We start from the raw sequence: 17,693 nt of genomic DNA, 5'->3' as shown, positions 1-17,693 counted from the left end.
GCCGCTCGACCGTTTTCCTGAATAATCAGAAAGGTTTAGACCCTGATAGTCGGTCCGATTGTGGAGACGGTTTGTGTAGCCATCGTGCGGAAACGGTTGTGCGGACGGTAAATCCGCAGCGTTTTCAGCGATGTTTGGAAAGATGGCGCACCCGAAGAGATTCGAACTCCTGACCCCCAGATTCGTAGTCTGGTGCTCTATCCAGCTGAGCTACGGGTGCGCACCGCCTTGCGGGCAGGGCCGGGTATCTAGCGGGTCGTTCTGGCGCTGGCAAGCAGCTTTTCTCAGAAAATCTTGAGAAAATGCGGGGTTGGCCTCGGGGGCCTGCGGGCCTAGGCATAAAGCCTCCCTTCAAAAGTCCCGGAGTGCTTGCGTGCGCACCCTTTCCTTCTCCGATATGCGCTCTGTGCGCAGGGTTTCTTCGTTGCTGGCCGGGACGGCCATGGCCGGCCTGTTGCTGGCGGGCTGTGCGACGACGGCCGAGGGGACGGAGGCGGCGACGACCGCTGCGGTTGCGGCGCCGATTTCGACACAGGAAGCCGTCGCGCGCGGACCGTTCGTGTCGGCGGCCAACCCCCTGGCGGTCGAGGCGGGAATGAAGGTGTTGGCGCGCGGCGGCTCGGCTGTGGATGCGGCGGTGGCGGTGCAGGCCGTGTTGGGCTTGGTCGAGCCGCAGTCGTCGGGCCTGGGCGGCGGCGCCTTCATGATGGTTTATGACGCTGAGAGCGGCGCCGTCACCGTCTATGACGGGCGCGAGACGGCGCCGGCCGCCGCCACGCCCGAACTCTTCTACGAGAACGGCAAGCCGTTGGCCTTCAGCGATGCGGTGCTGAGCGGGCGATCGACAGGTGCGCCCGGCGTGGTGCCCATGCTGGCCCTGGCGCAGAAGCAGCACGGCGCCCTGGCCTGGTCGGAGCTGTTCGGAGACGCCGAGACCCTGGCGCAGGACGGCTTTGTCGTCAGCCCGCGTCTGGCGGGGATGATCAACGGCGATGCGCGTCAGGCTCAGACCCGCTGGGCCGCCGAGTATTTCACCAAGCCGGATGGCGGGCGCTATCAGGCGGGCGATGTCCTGAAGAACCCCGCCTATGCCGAGACGGTGCGCCGCATCGCCCGCGAAGGAGCCGCCGCCCTGCAGCAGGGACCGCTGGCCGAGGCGATCGTCGAGGCGGTGTCCGAAGGTCCGCGCCCCGGCGCCCTGACGACTGCGGACATCGCCGGCTACCGCCCGCTGGTGCGTGAGGCCGTGTGCGGTCCCTACAAGATCTACACCATCTGCGTGCCGCCGCCGCCGTCCAGCGGCGCCTCGATCCTGGAGCTGCTGGCCATGGCCGAGCAGACTCCGGACATCGACAAGGGGCCGGACAGCCCCGAGGCCTGGGCCGCCTTCGGCCAGCTTCAGCGCCTGATGTACGCCGACCGCGACCGGTATTTCGGCGATCCGGCCTTCGTCTCCGTGCCTGTGGCGGGTCTGCTGGACCCGGCCTATGTCGCCGAGCGCGCGGCGCTGGCGCCGGGCCTGCGCGGCGCGGCGCCCTATGGCGTGCCGGCGGGGGCGCCGAAGGTCGGCGCCGACGCCACGCGCGAGCCGGCGGGCACGTCGCACCTGGTTATCGTCGACGCCCAGGGCGACGCCGTCAGCATGACCACCACGGTCGAGAGCCTGTTCGGTTCGGGCCGGATGGCCGGCGGCTTCTTCCTGAACAATCAGATGACCGATTTCTCCATGATCCCGACAGCGTCTGATGGCGCGCCGGCGGCCAACGCCGTTGCGGCGGGCAAGCGGCCGCGTTCGTCCATGTCGCCGGTGTTGATTCTGGACCGCGAGGGGCGGCTGCTCGGAGCGCTGGGCTCGCCTGGCGGTTCGTCCATCCTCGCCTACAACGCCAAGGCCCTGATCGGCGCCCTGGCCTGGGGCCTGCCGCTTCAGCAGGCGTTTGACCTGCCCAATCTGGTGGCCAAGGGCGACGGCTTCGGCGCCGACACCGAGGGCTTCCCCGCCGATATCCAGGCGGGCATGGCGGCGCGCGGCGTCGAACTGCGTCCCAACGACACCGAAACGTCAGGACTGCACGGCGGACTGTGGCGCAACGGCCGTTGGGACGGCGCGGCCGACAATCGTCGCGAGGGTGTGGCGCGGACGCAGTAGCCGGCGATCGGCTTCCGCCAGCGGAGCCGGTTTCGCCGGTCAGCGCGGCGGGCGGATCGTCAGTTGGAAGGCCACAAGGCCTTCCGACACGTCGGTGTTGATGCCCTGATAGCCGCGCAGGCCCTTGGCCTCGATCTCGCGGTAGACGACGCCGAACGAGCTCTGCATCGCGCCCCGGCGATAGGCCACGCCGATGGAGGCGTCGCCGAGATAGGTGCCGGCGTCCTGGCTGACGCCGGAGCGGGCGAAGTCGCCGTCGCGCGTGCGGGCGAAGTTGTAGCCGACCGCCCGCTTGGAGCCTGCGGCGTACAGGTACCAGCGCGGGCGTGCCCCGAAAGCCTCGTCGCCGTTGGGGGCCAGGCGGTCCAGGTTCTCGCCGATGCGCAGGGTGGCGCCGGCCTCGGCCGAGGGGCCGTCGCTGCCGACGCCGAAGCCGGCGTGCGGCGTCAGCGACACCTCCAGTCCCGAGGCGGTGCGGCCGCTGGCTGCCGTCCACCCGCGCGTATAGGTGACGTCATAGCTCTCGCCCGAGAAGGCGACGGGGTCGAGGGCGCGCGGCGGGGCCGGCGACCCGTCGGCGTGGCGCAGCTCGCCGGATGTGGTGATGCGCAGGCGGTCGGTGAAGCCGTCGCCCGCGAACCAGGCCTCTTGCCGCAGTTGACCGGCGTCAGCGCTGAAACGAGAGGCGTTATTGATCTGGACCGGGGCGCCGAAGGCCGCCTCAGGCTCGGCCGAGAACGGCAGGCGGCTGTCGACCAGGGAGGCGGCGTCTTCGAACCGGACGGCCTCGCCGCCGCGCGCGACGATGGGGCCCTCGGCCTCAATCTGGGGCAGGGCTAACGCGGGCATGGAGACGACAGTCGCCGCCCCGATCGCCACTCCTGCCCATGCCATGCGCCGCATCAACGGTCCCTCCCGACCCGTTAACGGTTCCACTGTGCACGAACGCCGGGGAACCGCAACGGACTCTTTTGCGCCTTAATCCTTGTCAAACGAACGAAGCCGCCCGGAGAGGGTTCCCCGGGCGGCTCAAAGGCGATGGCGATGACGGCTAAGGCTTGCCTTACTGGCAGGCCAGGCACTCGTCGTAGTCGGTGGGGGCGGCCGAGAAGAGGTCCGGCTGGTTCGGATCGACCTCTTCCTCCTGCTTGTCGTCGGCGCCGGCGAAGGCGGCGCGCTGCACCGATTTGGAACGCAGATAATAGAGCGACTTCAGGCCCCGTTCCCACGCCGACCAGTGCAGCATGTGCAGGTCCCACTTGTTGACGTCGCCCGGGATGAACAGGTTCAACGATTGCGCCTGGCAGATGTCGCCGGTGCGGTCGGCGGCCAGTTCGATGACCCAGCGCTGGTCCAGTTCGAAGGCGGTCTTGTAGACGGCCTTCTCGTCGTCGCTGAGGGCGTCCAGATGCTGGACCGAGCCTTCGTTCTCCAGGATCGAGTTCCAGACGGCCTCGGTGTCGATGCCCTTCTCGCCCAGAAGCTTCTGCAGATAGGGGTTCTTGACCGCAAACGAGCCCGACAGGGTCTTGTGGGTGTAGATGTTGGCCGGAATCGGCTCGATGCCCGCCGAGGTGCCGCCGCAGATGATCGAGATCGAGGCGGTCGGGGCGATGGCCAGCTTGTGGCTGAAGCGCTCCATCACGCCGCGATCGGCGGCGTCGGGGCAGGGCCCCTTCTCTTCGGCCAGTGTGCGGCTGGCCTTATCGGCCTCGCGGCGCAGGTGCTTGAACAGGCGCATGTTCCAGCTCTTGGCCATGGCCGATTCAAAGGCCACGCCCTGCGCCTGCAGGAAGGAGTGGAAGCCCATCAGACCCAGGCCGACCGAACGCTCGCGCTGGGCCGAATAGACGGCGGCGGCCATCGACGACGGGGCACGGGTGATGAAGTCCTCGAGCACATTGTCGAGGAAGCGCATGATGTCCTCGATGAAGCGGGGCTCTTCGCGCCACTCCAGGAAGGTCTCGGCGTTGACCGACGACAGGCAGCAGACGGCGGTGCGCTCGACGCCCTTATGGTCCAGGCCCGTGTGCAGCATGATTTCAGAGCACAGGTTGGACTGTTTGACCGACAGGCCCAGGTCCTTCTGGTGCTGGGGCATCTGCCGGTTCACCGTGTCCGAGAAGATCAGATAGGGCTCGCCCGTCTGCATCCGGATTTCCAGGATCTTGGTCCACAGATTGCGGGCGTCCACGGTTTTGCGGACCTCGCCGTTCTTGGGCGAGATCAGGTCGAACGGCTTGCCGTCGCGGACCGCCTCCATGAAGGCGTCGGTGATGTTGATGCCGTGGTGCAGGTTCAGCGAGCGGCGGTTGAAGTCGCCCGAGGGTTTACGGATTTCGAGGAACTCTTCGATTTCCGGGTGGTGGATGTCCAGATAGACGGCGGCCGAGCCGCGACGCAGGGACCCTTGCGAAATCGCCAGGGTCAGGCTGTCCATCACGCGGATGAAGGGGATGATGCCCGAGGTCTGGCCCGCGCCCTTGACCTTCTCGCCGATGGAGCGGACGCCGCCCCAATAGGTGCCGATGCCGCCGCCGTTCGAGGCCAGGGAGACGTTCTCGTTCCAGACGTTCTGGATGCCGTCCAGGCTGTCGTTGACCGAGTTCAGGAAGCAGGAGATCGGCAGGCCGCGATCGGCGCCGCCGTTCGACAGGACGGGCGTCGCCGGCATGAACCACAGCTTGGACATGTAGTCATAGACGCGCTGGGCGTGATCCGCGTCGTCGGCATAGGCCGTGGCGACGCGGGCGAACATGTCCTGATAGCTTTCGCCCGGCAGCAGGTAGCGGTCTTCGAGCGTCTTCTTGCCGAAATCCGTCAGCAGAGCGTCGCGCGTGCGGTCCAGTTTCAGGCCGCCCACCACCTTCAGCTCCGGCTTCAGCTCGATCGGAGCCGGGGAAACCTGAGAGAATTCCGTCGTCTGCAACGCTTCGCCACCAGCCATTTTCGTCCCTGTCCCGAACAAATGCATTAGAAGGCCGTACCGGTTTGAAACACTAGATATAGTGTTTGTGGGCTCAAGTTCGGCTAGATGTATGGGTGCATATCTTTAATTTTTTATAAAGTCTTGATCTTGTCCCGGCGATGTGGCGGCGCGAGATTCCTCCAGGTTTAGCCCTGTGGAAAAGTCGGAAAAGACAACCGTCAAGCCGCACACTTCCTGTCGTCACGGGCGTGTTCACGAACGCGTGATCGGCCCCGTGACGGAACGTCCCCCCAGCTTCGCCGTTAGCGCCCCATGGCCCCGCATCCCACCGCCTTCCTGACCCGCGCGCTGCGCGTCGCGCGCACTGAAATCGCCGCCGTGGCCGCCATGCTGGTCGTCGCCCTGGGGGTGCTGACCTTCATCGAGGTGGCTGACGACATGCGTGAGGCGGACGGCCAGGCCTTCGATCAGGCGGTGCTGGCGGCGGTGCGTCCTTTCGCCGACGATCCGGGGCGGCCCTGGGGGCCGTGGTGGCTCCATGAGGCGGCGGCGGACCTGACGTCATTGGGGGGCATATCGGTTCTGACCCTGTTCGCCGTCATCGCCATCGGCTTCCTGCTGATCATGGGCAAGCGGCTGTCGGCGCTGATGCTGGTGGTCGGTCTGGCGGGTGGGGTCGCGCTGAGCGAAGGCCTGAAGGCGCTGTTCGAGCGCGAGCGTCCGCCGCAGATCTATCAGGCGGTGGAGACGCTGAACGCCAGCTTCCCCTCCGGCCACGCCCTGCTGTCGACGGTCTTCTATCTGACGCTGGGGGTCATGCTGACGCGCGCCTTTCCGCGCCGGCGGCTGAAGGCCTATGTGCTGGGCTGCGCGGTCGTGATCGCCCTGTTGATCGGGCTGACGCGCATCTACCTGGGCGCGCACTGGGCGTCTGACGTGTTTGCGGGCTGGAGCGTGGGCGCCGCCTGGTCGATGGCCCTGTGGCTGGTCGCCTATGCGGCGGAGCGGCGACAGCGCCTGCACGACGCGCCCCTGCAGGACGCGCCCTAGACCTGATCCTCTCAGGGCAAACCGCTCCTTAGACCAATGTCTAGGCCGCGCCTCCGCATCGGTGACGGATAGTGGCCGTTGACGCCGACAAGCGCCCGCTGGAGTTCGCCATGACCGATTTCGCCGCCCTTTACGCTGAACGCCTGAGCACGCCGGAAGCGGCGGCCGCCCTGATTCCGTCGGGCGCCAAGGTCGCCATGGCCCTGGGCGTCGGCCAGCCGCCCGCGCTGTTGAGGGCCCTGGCCGACCGGGCCGAGGCGAGGCAGGTCGGCGACATCAACCTCTACTACCTGCTGTCCACCGCCATCGCGGGCGAGACGGTGATGCGCTACGAACTGACCGACCGCATCCGCCCGCACAGCCTGTTCCACGGCGCCATCGAACGGAAGCTGGAGGCGCGCGCGATCGAGGAAGGCCGCCGCGCCGTCTGGTTCGTGCCGACCGGCTTTCAGCAGGCGCCTCGGGTGCTGACCCAGGAGATCGGCGTCGACGCCCTGCTGGCGACCGTCTCGCCGATGGACGCCGAGGGCTATTTCAGTTTCGGCACCAACACCGACTACGCCCTGGCTGTCTCGAAGAGCGCGCAGCGGGTGATCCTTGAGGTCAATCCGCACATGCCGCGCGTGTTCGGAGACTGCCGCGTGCACGTGTCGAAAGTCGCGGCCCTGGTCGAGCATGCGGCGCCCCTGCTGGAGGCGGGCAAGGCGCCGCAGCAGCCGCAGGACCTGGCCATCGGCGCCCTGATCGCGGGACTGGTCGAGGACGGGGCGACGCTGCAGATGGGCATCGGCGCCCTGCCCGACGCCGTGTGCGCGGCCCTGCACGATCATCGCGATCTGGGCGTCCACACCGAGATGCTGACGCCGGGTCTGGTCGAACTGATGAAGGCGGGCGTCGTCACCAATGCGCGCAAGACCCTGCATCCGGGCAAGACGGTGTTCACCTTCTCGATGGGCGACCGCTCGACCTATCAGTTCCTGCACGAGAACCCGGCCGTCGAGGCCTATCCGGTCGATTATGTGAACGACCCGGCCGTCATCGCCCGCAACGATCGGATGGTCTCGGTCAACGCCACGCTGCAGATCGACCTGTTCGGGGCCTGCTGTTCCGAACACCTGAACGGGCGGCAGTATACGGCGGCGGGCGGCCAACTGGATTTCGTGCGCGGGGCGACGGCGTCGCAGGGTGGAAAGTCGATCATCGCCTGTCACTCGACGGCGGCGAGGGGGACCGCCTCGCGTATCGTGGCGCGGCTGGACGGCCCAGTGACGACCCCGCGCAACGACGTCCAGTACGTCGTGACCGAGCAGGGGGCCGTCAATCTGAAGGGGCTGACCGACGACGCCCGCGCCCGCGCCCTGATCGGCCTGGCCGCGCCCGAGTTCCGCGAGGGGCTGGAGCGTGAGGCGAGGGCGATGGGTCTGATCTAGGCCCTAACCCTCCCAGCCGTCGTCGAACGGGAAGCGCTCCGCCCAGAAGTCTTGCAGGGCGGGCAGGGCGTCGACGCGGCGAACGACCGGGGCCATGCCCGGCGCTTCGGCGTAGAAGCGGCGGCGGCGCGGCGTCCAGCGGCTGGCGACCGCGACATAGAGGTCCAGCACCGTAATCTCCTCGCCCAGCAGGAAGCGGCCGGGCGTGATCTGGCTGTCCATCATCCGCCAGCAGTCGGCGATGCGGTCGGCGGTGCGCTGCTGGATTTCGGCCTGAGCCTTTGGATCGGCGCCCACGAGGCGGGACGGCTCGTCGCGCACCCAGAACATCGAATAGACGGCGGCGGGGATGAAGCTCATCCAGCGCAGGAACTGCGCCCGACGCCGATCGTCCAGCGTCGGCGCCAGCCGCGCCTGCGGGTGGGAATCGGCCAGCCAGATCAGGATGGCCGCGCTTTCGGTGATGACTTCCCCAGCCGGCGTGATCAGGGCGGGCACCTGCCGCATCGGGTTGACGGCCGCCACCTTGGCGCGTTCGGCCTCGCCTTCCCAGGTAGGGGCCTCGACCACTTGATAGTCCAGCCCGATCAGCCGGAGCGCGGCCTCGACCGGGACCGACCCGGATCCGGCGGCGCCGTAGAGCGTGAAATCCATCCCCATCTTCCTCCCCAGTTTCCTGTCATCGAAACACCACATCTAGCGGTCGATCGAAAAGTGATCGCTAGATGTGCGCATCCTCCCTTGTCCCCGCGCGCAGGGGGACGCATGGTGAAACGCACCTTCTCCGGATTCGCCTCAGGTCCTTTCGATGAACGCTCCCGCTATCATTCGTCCCGGCACGCCCGGCCTGCTGACCCCCTCGGCCGCCTACAAGCCGTTCCGCTACCCGTGGGCCTTCGATATGTGGAAGAAGCAGCAGCAGGTCCACTGGATGCCCGAGGAAGTCCCGATGGGCGAGGACGTCAAGGACTGGGCGGCCAATCTGAACGACGGCGAGCGCAACCTGCTGACCCAGATCTTCCGCTTCTTCACCCAGGCGGACATCGAGGTTCAGGACAACTACATGGAGCGCTACGGCCGGGTGTTCAAACCGACCGAAGTGAAGATGATGCTGGCGGCGTTCGCCAATATGGAGACGATCCATATCGCGGCCTACGCCCTGCTGCTCGAGACCATCGGCATGCCCGAGAGCGAGTTCGGCGCCTTCATGGAATACGAGGCCATGCGCGACAAGCATGACTTCATGGGCCAGTTCGGCGTCGAGACCGACGCCGACGTATGCCGGACGCTGGCTATGTTCGGGGGCTTCTCGGAGGGGCTGCAGCTGTTCGCCAGCTTCGCCATGCTGATGAACTTCCCGCGCCAGTCCAAGATGAAGGGCATGGGTCAGATCGTGTCCTGGTCGGTGCGCGACGAGAGCCTGCACTGCGAGGGCATCATCAAGCTGTACCACGCCTTCAACAAGGAGACGGGCGCCGTCACCAAGGCCGTGGCCGACGACATCGTCGACTGCTGCAAGACGGTGATCGAGATGGAGGACAAGTTCATCGACCTGGCCTTCGAGATGGGTCCGGTGAACGGCATGACGCCGGATGACATCAAGGCCTACATCCGCTTCATCGCCGACTGGCGCCTGCGCCAGCTGCAACTGCCGGAAGTCTATGGGGTGACGGAGAACCCGCTGCCGTGGCTGCAGTCGCTGCTCAGCGGCGTGGAGCACGCCAACTTCTTCGAGGCCCGCGCCACCGAATACTCCAAGGCGGCGACGCAAGGGGCCTGGCATGGCGCCGATGGCGTCTGGGACAGCTTCGACAATATGATGAAGCGCCGCTCGGACAGCGTCGAGGCCTGATCCGGCCCGCTGAGGCTCAGTAAAAAGGGCGCCGCCGACGTAGGGTCGGCGGCGCCCTTTTCTTTATTTACACGGCCTAGTTCGGCGTCTGGCGACCGGCGTTGCACCGGGCGCGGTCGCCGCGCTCGCAGGCCGCTACGGTGGCGCGCCAGTCGGCCATCTGGCGATCATAGCGGGCCTGGGCTTCCGCAGACGCGCGCAGGTCGGCCTCATGCCGTTCGCGCGCGGCTTGAGCCTCGGCCTCGCTCTCCTGCCAACGCTGCTGGGCCTCGGCATGGGCGGCCTGATTGGCGCGGTCCTCGTTCTCGGCCAGGTCGTTCTGGGCGACGATCTCGGCGTTCAGGGCGCGGGTCTGACGCAGCTCTTCGGGCGTTTGCGCCGAATCGGGCGCGCGTCGGTAGCGCTCGCCTTTGGCCAGCATGTCTGCGACGTGATCGCGCGACTGGGTCTCGGCCTGGCTGGGGGTCTGAGCCTGGGCGGCGCCCGGCGTCGTCGTCTGGGCGACCGCCGGTGCGGTCAGGACGGCCAGGGCCAGGGGCAGGACCAGGGCGGCGCTTCGCGGGACGGGAAAGCGAATCATCGAAAATCTCCTTCTGACGCGGCGACGGAACGCCGCAAGCTTGGCGTTTCCAAGACTTCAGGGGAACAACGCTTTATGAGTCGCTTTGGCTGCGTCCTAGGTCGGCAGGCGCAGTTCGAACCGTGCGCCCCGCGCTCCGGTGTCGACCAGCATCAGCGACCCCCCGTGGTTCGCCGCCAGCTCGCGCGAAATGGTCAGGCCCAGGCCCGTGCCGTCCGTCTTGCTGCCGCTGACGAAGGGCTCGAACAGGCGCGCGGCCAGGCGCGGCGGAATGCCCGGGCCGTTGTCGGCAATGGCGATGACGGCCTCGCTCTCCTCGGTCGCCGCGCTCACGGTGATGGCGCCCTTGCCCCCGTTCTCGGGGTTGGCCTCGATGGCCTGTCGGGCGTTGCGCATCAGATTGACGAGGATGCGGTGCAACTGGTCGGGGTCGGCGTTGACGGTGAAGCGGGCGGGCAGGTCGCGCACCAGCTTCACCCCGTCCGGCTCCAGCCCGGCGTCCTCGGCGGCGGCGGCGACGGCGCGGGCCAACAGCATCTTCTGACGCTGGGGCGCCGGCTCCTCGGTCTTGCCATAGGCCAGGACGTTGCGCGCCAGGGTCGAGGCCCGGCCCAGGGCGCGCTCCAGCCGGGGCAGGGCGGTCGCCACCAGCGGGTCGGACGAGGTCGACAGCCGCTCGGACGCCATCTGGGCCGAGGTCAGCATGTTGCGCAGGTCGTGGTTGATCTTGGCCACCGCCTCGCCCAGCGCCGCCAGACGGGCGCGCGAGCGCAGGGATTGGCGCACCTCTTCCTGCATCCGGGCCAGCTCGCGCTCGACCCGGCCGATCTCGTCGCGGCGGTTGGACGGCGGTTCAGGCGGGCTTTCCGGATTGGCGGCGAAGCGCTCGATCGAGCGCGTCACCCGGCCCAGCGGCTGCAGCACCAGATAGGACAGGGCGGCGTACAGCAGGCCGCCCGCCACCGCCGCGATCAGCAGGGCGACCGCCAGATTATTCCGCAGATAGGTCGCCAGCTCCTTCTTCAAGGGCTCGGCGGGCGCCAGGATCTCGATCAGGTCGCCCGAGCGGTAGCGCGGCGCCGCCTGCACCCGCAGCGAGCGGTCCGGGTGGCCGAACAGGGTCTTCCACGGGGCCGTCAGCCGCGCGCCGATATTGGGTTGGCGCAGGTCGATCAGTTCGGGCGCGCGCGGCAGGTTGGGGGCCTGCAGCAGCAGGCGGCGCACGCCCTGTTCGCCGACCACGACCGACTGCACTCCGCCGATGCTGAGCAACTGCTCCGCCGTCGTATCCTCCACCGCCGAATAGGGCAGGGCCTCGACCCCGACCGAAGCCAGCTCGGCCGCCTGCAACCGGTCCATCAACCACCGCTCCTGGAAGGAGGCGGCGCTGGGCACGATGATCAGGCCGACGACCGACAGGGTGAAAACGACCGTCAGCACCAGCAGCCGCACCGACAGGCCGTCCGGCGACGGCAGGGCGAACCGGCGGCGCGGCTCGGGCCGTTCCATCACGGTTGTGATCTCGGGCATGGGGGACTGCAGCTCGCTGGCGGTCATGACGCCTCCCGGGGGGAAGCGCGCAGCTTCTGGGCCAGCTTGAGCAGCAGGGGCAGCAGCATCGACAGGAAGGCCACGCCCATCAGCGGCCAGAAGAACTCCGCGAACAGGCTGCGGATGTCCGGGCTTGGGTTGGTGATCAGCACTTCGTGCAGGCTGTGGCCGATCCAGCAATAGATGACATGGGCGGGCAGCAGGCCGACGAAGGTGGCGACGACATAGGGGCGCAAGGGCGCCGCCATGACGCCCGCCGCCACATTGATCATGTGAAAGGGCACGGTGACCACTAGGCGCGCGACCAGCACATACCAGAAGGTGTTCTTGTCCACCCCAGCGCAGACCTTGTTCAACAGGCCGGTGTCAGCCGCGGCGCGGCGGCGTAAGGAATCGCCCAGGGCTGTGCGTCCAACGTAATACACAGCCAAGGCTCCCACGGTTGCGGCGAAGGCGGTGGCCACGCCCCCGACCCACGGCCCGAACAGATAGCCCGCCGTCACGGTGATGAAGACGACGCCCGGCACCACGCTGGCCGTCAGCAGGGCGAAGATCAGCATCAGGGCGCCCAGCGTCAGCAGGTAGCGCTGGGCGACCAGGGTCTCCAACACCGTCCCGTGTTCACGCAGCGTGTCCAGCGACAGATAGCGATTCCAGCCCATGCCGAAGATCAGGGCGGCGGCGGCCAGCAGCACGGCCAGGGGCAGAAATCTTTTGACCCGGTTCAAACCGCGCTCCGTCCTCTTCCTTCTGCATCCCTAGCGGATTTCCAGCCGCCGTGCGCGTCTGTCGAGCGCACGGAAAAGCGGCTGTGGCGTTGACTCCCGTGCTGTCGCCGCTTATACGCCCGCCTCTCTCGCGGCTGACGCTTGTGTCTGTCGCCAACCCCAGTAACCCGGAGCCGACCGTGAAGCGGACCTATCAGCCGTCGCGACTCGTGCGCAAGCGCCGTCACGGCTTCCGTTCGCGGATGGCCACCACGAACGGTCAAAAGATTGTTGCGCGTCGCCGCGCCAAGGGCCGTAAGCGCCTGACGGCCTGACGTCACGCGCCCACTTGCTTTCAGGGCGGGGCGCATGACCGATCTGATGAAAATCGATCGCCTGTTGAGGCGGCCCCAGTTTCTGGCGGCCGCCAAAGGCGTTTCCCAGGCCCGCGGCGCCGTGGTGGTCCAGCAGTTGGATCGCGCCGACGGCGATCCCCTGGTGCGCCTTGGATTCACCGCCACCCGCAAGATCGGCGGCGCCGTCGTGCGCAACCGCGCCAAGCGCCGTCTGCGCGAAGCCGCGCGTCTGCTGACGCCGCTACACGGGCGGGCGGGATGCGACTATGTGTTCATCGCCCGCATGGGCACCGCGGACCGCGACTGGGACCGCTTGCTTGACGACGTGAAATCGGCCCTTACAAGGCTCGCAACCCCGCGCGCGGCCTCCGATATGGGAGACCGGGCCGTTTCGACCGCCTCGACACCGACCCGCGCCGCCTCCAACCCGCGCCCCGCCGACCCGCGCCCCGCCGACCAGGACCGCTGATCCCGATGCAGACCCAGAATTCGCGCAACACCATCATCTTCTTCGTGTGCGCGGCCCTGATCATGGGCGTCTACTACTTCATGGTGATGCGCCCGCAGGCCGAGAGCCGTCGTCAGGCGCAGATTGTCGCCGCCGAGCAGCAGAAGGCGCGCGAAGCTTCGGCCGACGCCGGCCTGACGCCGACGGGCCCCGCGCCGGGCGTCTTCATCAAGGACCGGGCTCAAGCCCTGGGCGCCGTCGCCCGGGTGCCGATCCAGACGCCGACGCTGAAGGGCTCGCTGTCGCTGCAGGGCGCGCGCATCGATGACCTGTATCTGACCAACTACAAGGAAACGCTCGACAAGAGCTCGCCGCCGGTCGAGCTGTTCCGCCCGCAGGGGATGGAGCACGCCTATTTCGCCCAGTTCGGCTGGAGCGGTCCGAACGTCGCCGGCGGCGTGCCGGGCCCCAATACCGTCTGGCGTCTGACCAAGGGCGAGACCCTGACGCCGGCCACCCCGGTTGAGCTGACCTGGGACAATGGTTCGGGCCTGCGCTTCACCCGCCTCGTCTCGATCGACGAGCAGTATATGTTCACGGTCAAAGACACGGTCGCCAACCTGGGAACCCAGGCCATCGCCATCGCCCCCTATGGCCGCGTGGAGCGCCAGGGCGTCCCGGTCGACCTGGGCAAGCAGATGATCCTGCACGAGGGGGCCATCGGCGCCTTCGGTTCGGACGGCAAATTCACCACCGAACAGGTCAAGTACAAGGACTGGGCCAAGAAGCCGCGCATCCAGAAGGATTCGGTCGGCGGCTGGATGGGCATCACCGACAAATACTGGCTGGCGGCTCTGATCCCGAGCCAGAACGAGGCCATCGAAGGCCGCTTCTCGGTGCGCGACGCCGACGGGATGAACATCCACGAAGCCGCCATGCTGGGCGCCACCCACACCATCCAGCCGGGCCGGCAGATCGAAGAGACTCAGCGGCTGTTCGCCGGCGCCAAGCGCGCCGAGGTGCTGAAGGGCTATGAGGAATCGCTCGGCCTGCCGCGTTTCGTCTACGCCATCGACTGGGGCATGTTCTGGTTCCTGACGCGCCCGATCTTCGCCGTGGTGGAGTTCTTCTACGGCGTTCTGGGCAACTTCGGCCTGGCCATCCTGGCCCTGACGGTCGTGGTCAAGCTGGTCCTCTTCCCGCTGGCCAACAAGTCCTACGAGAGCCTGTCCAAGATGCGGACCCTCCAGCCCAAGATGGAGGAGATCAAGAAGAAGCACGGCTCCGATCCGCAGAAGCAGCAGCAGGAGATGATGGCCCTTTATCAGCGGGAGAAGATCAATCCGCTGGCGGGCTGTCTGCCGATGGTGGTGCAGATCCCGGTCTTCTACGCCCTGTACAAGGTGCTGTTCGTGACCATCGAGATGCGTCACGCGCCGTTCTTCGGCTGGATCCGCGACCTGTCGGCGCGCGACCCGTCGACGGTCTGGAACCTGTTCGGCGCCATTCCCTGGGATCCGGCCACGCTGCCGGTGCTGGGCGGCATCCTGAACGGCCCGCTGCACCTGGGCGTGCTGCCGCTGGTCTACGGCTTCACCATGTGGCTGCAGATGGCGATGAACCCGCCGGCGCAAGACCCGATGCAGCGTCAGATCTTCGCCCTGATGCCGATCGTCTTCACCTTCATCATGGCCCCGTTCGCGGCTGGCCTGTTGATCTACTGGGCCTGGAACAACGTCCTGTCGATCCTCCAGCAGTATGTGATCATGCATCGCTTCGGCGCCGAGAACCCGATCGACAGCTTCATCGCCCGTTTCAAAAAGGCCTGATCGTTTGGACGCTTCTGACGAGCCCAAGGTCGGAGAATATTCCGACGCCGAGATCGAGGCGGCGCGCGTCCTGTTCGCGCGCCCCGCGACCTTCATCATGGGTTGCGCCAAGATCGAGCAGCTGCCGACCCCGGACCTGCCCGAGATCGCCTTCGCCGGTCGCTCCAACGTCGGCAAGTCCAGCCTGATCAACGGCCTGGTCGGTATGCACAAGCTGGCGCGCGCCTCGAACGAGCCGGGCCGCACGCGCGAGGTCAACTTCTTCGACCTGGACGGCCGGATGCGTCTGGTCGACCTGCCCGGCTACGGCTGGGCCAAGGCTTCCAAGACCACGGTGAAGAAGTTTCAGGACCTGGGCCGCGACTATCTGCGCGGCCGGGTGACGCTGAAGCGCGTCTATCTGCTGATCGACAGCCGACATGGCCTGAAGAAGGTCGATGACGAGGCGTTGGACGCGCTCGACCTGTCCGCCGTCTCCTATCAGATCGTCCTGACCAAGGCCGACAAGCTGAAGGCGGGCGAGGCCGCGAAGGTGCAGGCGGCGACGCTGAAGGCCATCGCCAAACGCCCGGCCGCCTACCCCCACGTGGCCGTCACCTCGTCCGAGAAGGGCCTGGGTCTGCCGGAGCTACGCGCCGAGATCATGCGCACCACCGGCGTCGTCCTGGACTGAACCGCTCGCGGCGGTATGAACCGTTAAGCTAGACCGGCGTTATCCCCTCGGTTCTCAACGAGAGGGGAGCGCGCCATGCGTTCAGCGATCATCGGCGGCGTCGCCGTCGTCTGCCTGATGGGTCTGTCGGCCTGCGGAAACAACAACAAGGCCGAAGCCCCGGCTGCTGACGGGGCTGAGACCGCCTCGACGGCCGCCGCTCCGGCGACGCTCGACGCGCCCAAGCCGGGCCTGTGGCGCGTGTCCACCGCCATGGAAGGCATGCCGGGCGGCGCCTCGGTCCCGGCGCAGGACGTCTGCATCAAGGACGCCGAGCTGGAAGCGCCGGCCAGCGCCCAGCAGCCGGGCGCCGACTGTACGACCCAGCCGTTCGCGCGTCAGGGCGACGCCATGGTCGCTACGTCTTCCTGCACCCTGCCGGGCAATATGAAGGCCGACTCCACCATCCGCGTGACCGGCGACTTCAACAGCCGCTACGTGACCGAGGTCACCACCAGGATGGACCCGGCGCCGACGCCGCAGATGGCCCAGACCAAGGTCACCATGACGGCCGAGCGCATCGGCGACTGCCCCGCCGGGCAGTAAGCGGGTCCAATAGACGACCGATCGTCACGGCCGGTATGGCGTCGCTGCGAAGCGGCCCCATATCGGTCGGATGATCCCTTTGTCCGTTCTCGACCTCGCCCCCGTCCCCGAAGGCTCCGATGTGGGCCAGGCGCTCGCCAACACCATTGATCTGGCCCGCCACGCCGAGCGTCTCGGCTACAATCGTTTCTGGCTGGCGGAGCATCACAATATGCCCGGCATCGCCAGCGCCGCGACCTCGGTCGTCATCGGCGCGGTGGCGGCGGCGACGCAGACCATTCGCGTCGGGGCTGGCGGCGTCATGCTGCCCAACCACGCCCCGCTGGTCATCGCCGAGCAGTTCGGCACCCTGAACGCCCTGCACCCCGGCCGCATCGACCTCGGGCTGGGCCGCGCGCCGGGCTCGGACCAGGCGACGGCGCGGGCCTTGCGCCGCACGCTTCAGGGCGACGTCGACGCCTTCCCCCAGGACGTGATGGAGCTGATGCAGTGGTTTGCGCCCGCCCCGGCGGACCAGCGCATCATCGCCAATCCGGGCGAGGGGCAGGACGTGCCGATCTGGATTCTGGGCTCCTCGACCTATGGCGCTCAGCTGGCGGCGCACCTGGGCCTGCCTTACGCCTTCGCCAGCCATTTCGCGCCCGGCGAGATGATGCGGGCCATCGACATCTACCGCCGGACCTTCCGCCCCTCGCAGCACCTCGACAAGCCCTACGTCATGCTGGGCTACAACGCCTTCGTGGCCGAGACGGACGAGGCGGCGCGTCTCTTGTTCACCTCAGTCCAGCAGGCCTTCGTCAACCTGAGGACGGGGCGTCCCGGCAAGCTGCCGCCCCCGGTCGAGGGCTATTACGAGCGTCTGGATGGGGCCGCGCGCGGCATGATCGACGCGGCGCTGGCCTGCTCGGCCGTCGGCGCCCCGGCGACCGCCAGGGCCGCCCTCGACGCCTTCATCACCAAGACCGAGGCGGACGAACTGATGATCACCAGCCAGATCTGGGACCCCGCCGCGCGAGTGCGTTCGCTGGAGCTGATGGCCGAGGCGGCGGGGTTGGCGGCCTAGTCAGCAGGTTCCTGCGACGTCGGCTCGTCTTGACCGTCGAGCCGGCGCGCCGCGGCGCCGAGCTGGATGGCGTCGGCCAAATCCTGGGCGGTGAAGCCGGCCGACTCGGCCAGCCGCTGCCTGAGACCGCGGCAGGCCGCCAGCACAGCGGCCGCCCTGCGCACCTCGGGCACGGGCGATTCGACGCCCAGGTCTACGCTGGAGGCGAAGCGGCGTCCTTGGCCGGCGGGCGATTCCGCCACCAGTGCCCAGCGTTGTTCCGGGGTGAGGGCGTCATCGAGCCTTTCCCACGGTGAATGACTATCGGCGCGCTGATAGTGGCCCATGGCTCCGGGCAGGCCGTGAAGGACGTAAGTTCCGAGCGCCGCCGCCTCAATGGCGTCGATCTCGGCGTCCAGGGCGGCGCGGCCGTCGGCGTCACGCGAGCGCCCGTCGTCCAGCCGCTGGGGAGAAGGCTCTCGCGATCGTCCGAAGCGGCTGAACACGTTGGG

Annotated in this window: 17 protein-coding genes and 1 tRNA gene; 10 read left to right on the top strand and 8 right to left on the bottom strand. The window is 67.7% G+C overall.

Annotated features, from left to right (window positions below; all coding sequences use genetic code 11):
- Positions 1 to 143 precede the first annotated feature (143 nt).
- Positions 144 to 220, bottom strand: a tRNA-Arg gene (locus H9656_RS08425).
- Between the two features lie 177 nt (positions 221 to 397).
- Between H9656_RS08425 and H9656_RS08420 the strand changes: the two genes are divergently transcribed.
- Positions 398 to 2,149: a gamma-glutamyltransferase family protein gene (locus tag H9656_RS08420; RefSeq protein WP_191743803.1), complete on the top strand. Its 1,752-nt coding sequence runs from the start codon at positions 398 to 400 to the stop codon at positions 2,147 to 2,149.
- 39 nt (positions 2,150 to 2,188) lie between these two features.
- Here H9656_RS08420 and H9656_RS08415 read toward each other — a convergent pair whose 3' ends face one another.
- Positions 2,189 to 3,043: a lipid A-modifier LpxR family protein gene (locus H9656_RS08415; protein ID WP_191743691.1), complete on the bottom strand. Its 855-nt coding sequence runs from the start codon at positions 3,041 to 3,043 to the stop codon at positions 2,189 to 2,191.
- A gap of 169 nt (positions 3,044 to 3,212) precedes the next feature.
- Positions 3,213 to 5,096: a ribonucleoside-diphosphate reductase subunit alpha gene (locus H9656_RS08410; RefSeq protein WP_191743690.1), complete on the bottom strand. Its 1,884-nt coding sequence runs from the start codon at positions 5,094 to 5,096 to the stop codon at positions 3,213 to 3,215.
- A gap of 294 nt (positions 5,097 to 5,390) precedes the next feature.
- Here H9656_RS08410 and H9656_RS08405 point away from each other — a divergent pair, with 294 nt between their 5' ends.
- Positions 5,391 to 6,128, top strand: a complete 738-nt coding sequence (locus H9656_RS08405) for a phosphatase PAP2 family protein (protein WP_191743689.1) — start codon at positions 5,391 to 5,393, stop codon at positions 6,126 to 6,128.
- A 71-nt stretch (positions 6,129 to 6,199) separates the two neighbouring features.
- Positions 6,200 to 7,558: an acetyl-CoA hydrolase/transferase family protein gene (locus tag H9656_RS08400; RefSeq protein WP_318240612.1), complete on the top strand. Its 1,359-nt coding sequence runs from the start codon at positions 6,200 to 6,202 to the stop codon at positions 7,556 to 7,558.
- 3 nt (positions 7,559 to 7,561) lie between these two features.
- Here the strand turns inward: H9656_RS08400 and H9656_RS08395 are convergent, their stop codons facing one another.
- Positions 7,562 to 8,218 (bottom strand): glutathione S-transferase family protein, encoded by a 657-nt coding sequence (locus H9656_RS08395; protein WP_191743688.1) that lies wholly within the window; start codon positions 8,216 to 8,218, stop codon positions 7,562 to 7,564.
- A 148-nt stretch (positions 8,219 to 8,366) separates the two neighbouring features.
- On the opposite strand from H9656_RS08395, the gene H9656_RS08390 reads away from it, so the two are divergent.
- Positions 8,367 to 9,410 (top strand): ribonucleotide-diphosphate reductase subunit beta, encoded by a 1,044-nt coding sequence (locus tag H9656_RS08390; RefSeq protein WP_191743687.1) that lies wholly within the window; start codon positions 8,367 to 8,369, stop codon positions 9,408 to 9,410.
- 76 nt (positions 9,411 to 9,486) lie between these two features.
- Here H9656_RS08390 and H9656_RS08385 read toward each other — a convergent pair whose 3' ends face one another.
- The 3 genes from H9656_RS08385 to H9656_RS08375 form a co-directional block, all read right to left on the bottom strand.
- Positions 9,487 to 9,990, bottom strand: a complete 504-nt coding sequence (locus H9656_RS08385) for a cell wall hydrolase (protein ID WP_225212275.1) — start codon at positions 9,988 to 9,990, stop codon at positions 9,487 to 9,489.
- 96 nt (positions 9,991 to 10,086) lie between these two features.
- Positions 10,087 to 11,547, bottom strand: coding sequence for a sensor histidine kinase (locus tag H9656_RS08380; protein ID WP_191743686.1), 1,461 nt, complete (start codon positions 11,545 to 11,547; stop codon positions 10,087 to 10,089).
- The gene (locus H9656_RS08375; protein WP_191743685.1) at positions 11,544 to 12,269 is read right to left on the bottom strand and encodes a TVP38/TMEM64 family protein; all 726 of its coding nucleotides are present in this window, start codon (positions 12,267 to 12,269) and stop codon (positions 11,544 to 11,546) included. Before H9656_RS08375 ends, H9656_RS08380 begins: the two co-directional genes overlap by 4 nt.
- 179 nt (positions 12,270 to 12,448) lie before the next feature.
- Here H9656_RS08375 and rpmH point away from each other — a divergent pair, with 179 nt between their 5' ends.
- The 6 genes from rpmH to H9656_RS08345 all read left to right on the top strand — a co-directional run bounded on the left by rpmH (position 12,449) and on the right by H9656_RS08345 (position 17,202).
- Entirely contained in the window at positions 12,449 to 12,583 is a 135-nt protein-coding gene (gene rpmH, locus H9656_RS08370) for a 50S ribosomal protein L34 (RefSeq protein WP_056452807.1), read from the top strand.
- A gap of 34 nt (positions 12,584 to 12,617) precedes the next feature.
- Positions 12,618 to 13,073 carry a ribonuclease P protein component gene (gene rnpA, locus H9656_RS08365; RefSeq protein ID WP_191743684.1) on the top strand — a complete coding sequence of 152 codons (456 nt, stop codon included), beginning with the start codon at positions 12,618 to 12,620 and terminating at the stop codon, positions 13,071 to 13,073.
- Between the two features lie 5 nt (positions 13,074 to 13,078).
- On the top strand, positions 13,079 to 14,881 hold the full coding sequence (gene yidC, locus H9656_RS08360; RefSeq protein ID WP_191743683.1) for a membrane protein insertase YidC: 1,803 nt from the start codon (positions 13,079 to 13,081) through the stop codon (positions 14,879 to 14,881).
- Positions 14,882 to 14,885: 4 nt separating this feature from the next.
- Positions 14,886 to 15,554, top strand: coding sequence for a ribosome biogenesis GTP-binding protein YihA/YsxC (yihA, locus tag H9656_RS08355; protein ID WP_191743682.1), 669 nt, complete (start codon positions 14,886 to 14,888; stop codon positions 15,552 to 15,554).
- A gap of 75 nt (positions 15,555 to 15,629) precedes the next feature.
- Positions 15,630 to 16,139: a DUF3617 domain-containing protein gene (locus H9656_RS08350; protein WP_191743681.1), complete on the top strand. Its 510-nt coding sequence runs from the start codon at positions 15,630 to 15,632 to the stop codon at positions 16,137 to 16,139.
- 70 nt (positions 16,140 to 16,209) lie between these two features.
- The gene (locus tag H9656_RS08345) at positions 16,210 to 17,202 is read left to right on the top strand and encodes an LLM class flavin-dependent oxidoreductase (RefSeq protein ID WP_191743680.1); all 993 of its coding nucleotides are present in this window, start codon (positions 16,210 to 16,212) and stop codon (positions 17,200 to 17,202) included.
- Here H9656_RS08345 and H9656_RS08340 read toward each other — a convergent pair.
- On the bottom strand, positions 17,199 to 17,687 hold the full coding sequence (locus H9656_RS08340) for a hypothetical protein (protein WP_191743679.1): 489 nt from the start codon (positions 17,685 to 17,687) through the stop codon (positions 17,199 to 17,201). The two genes, H9656_RS08345 and H9656_RS08340, sit on opposite strands and share 4 nt — an antisense overlap.
- Positions 17,688 to 17,693: the final 6 nt, after the last annotated feature.

Source organism: Brevundimonas guildfordensis (assembly GCF_014836405.1).
GTDB classification, from domain to species: domain Bacteria; phylum Pseudomonadota; class Alphaproteobacteria; order Caulobacterales; family Caulobacteraceae; genus Brevundimonas; species Brevundimonas guildfordensis.
Note: the sequence above shows the minus strand (reverse complement) of the source record. Positions and strands in the feature narration are given on the sequence as shown.

Bases quoted from the DNA above. Each gene is read 5' to 3' on its own strand.
- H9656_RS08420 (WP_191743803.1), top strand. From the start codon at position 398: ATGCGCTCTGTGCGCAGGGTTTCTTCGTTGCTGGCCGGGACGGCCATG.
- H9656_RS08415 (WP_191743691.1), bottom strand. From the start codon at position 3,043: ATGGCATGGGCAGGAGTGGCGATCGGGGCGGCGACTGTCGTCTCCATG.
- H9656_RS08410 (WP_191743690.1), bottom strand. From the start codon at position 5,096: ATGGCTGGTGGCGAAGCGTTGCAGACGACGGAATTCTCTCAGGTTTCC.
- H9656_RS08405 (WP_191743689.1), top strand. From the start codon at position 5,391: ATGGCCCCGCATCCCACCGCCTTCCTGACCCGCGCGCTGCGCGTCGCG.
- H9656_RS08395 (WP_191743688.1), bottom strand. From the start codon at position 8,218: ATGGGGATGGATTTCACGCTCTACGGCGCCGCCGGATCCGGGTCGGTC.
- H9656_RS08390 (WP_191743687.1), top strand. From the start codon at position 8,367: ATGAACGCTCCCGCTATCATTCGTCCCGGCACGCCCGGCCTGCTGACC.
- H9656_RS08385 (WP_225212275.1), bottom strand. From the start codon at position 9,990: ATGATTCGCTTTCCCGTCCCGCGAAGCGCCGCCCTGGTCCTGCCCCTG.
- H9656_RS08380 (WP_191743686.1), bottom strand. From the start codon at position 11,547: ATGACCGCCAGCGAGCTGCAGTCCCCCATGCCCGAGATCACAACCGTG.
- rnpA (WP_191743684.1), top strand. From the start codon at position 12,618: ATGACCGATCTGATGAAAATCGATCGCCTGTTGAGGCGGCCCCAGTTT.
- yidC (WP_191743683.1), top strand. From the start codon at position 13,079: ATGCAGACCCAGAATTCGCGCAACACCATCATCTTCTTCGTGTGCGCG.
- H9656_RS08350 (WP_191743681.1), top strand. From the start codon at position 15,630: ATGCGTTCAGCGATCATCGGCGGCGTCGCCGTCGTCTGCCTGATGGGT.
- H9656_RS08345 (WP_191743680.1), top strand. From the start codon at position 16,210: ATGATCCCTTTGTCCGTTCTCGACCTCGCCCCCGTCCCCGAAGGCTCC.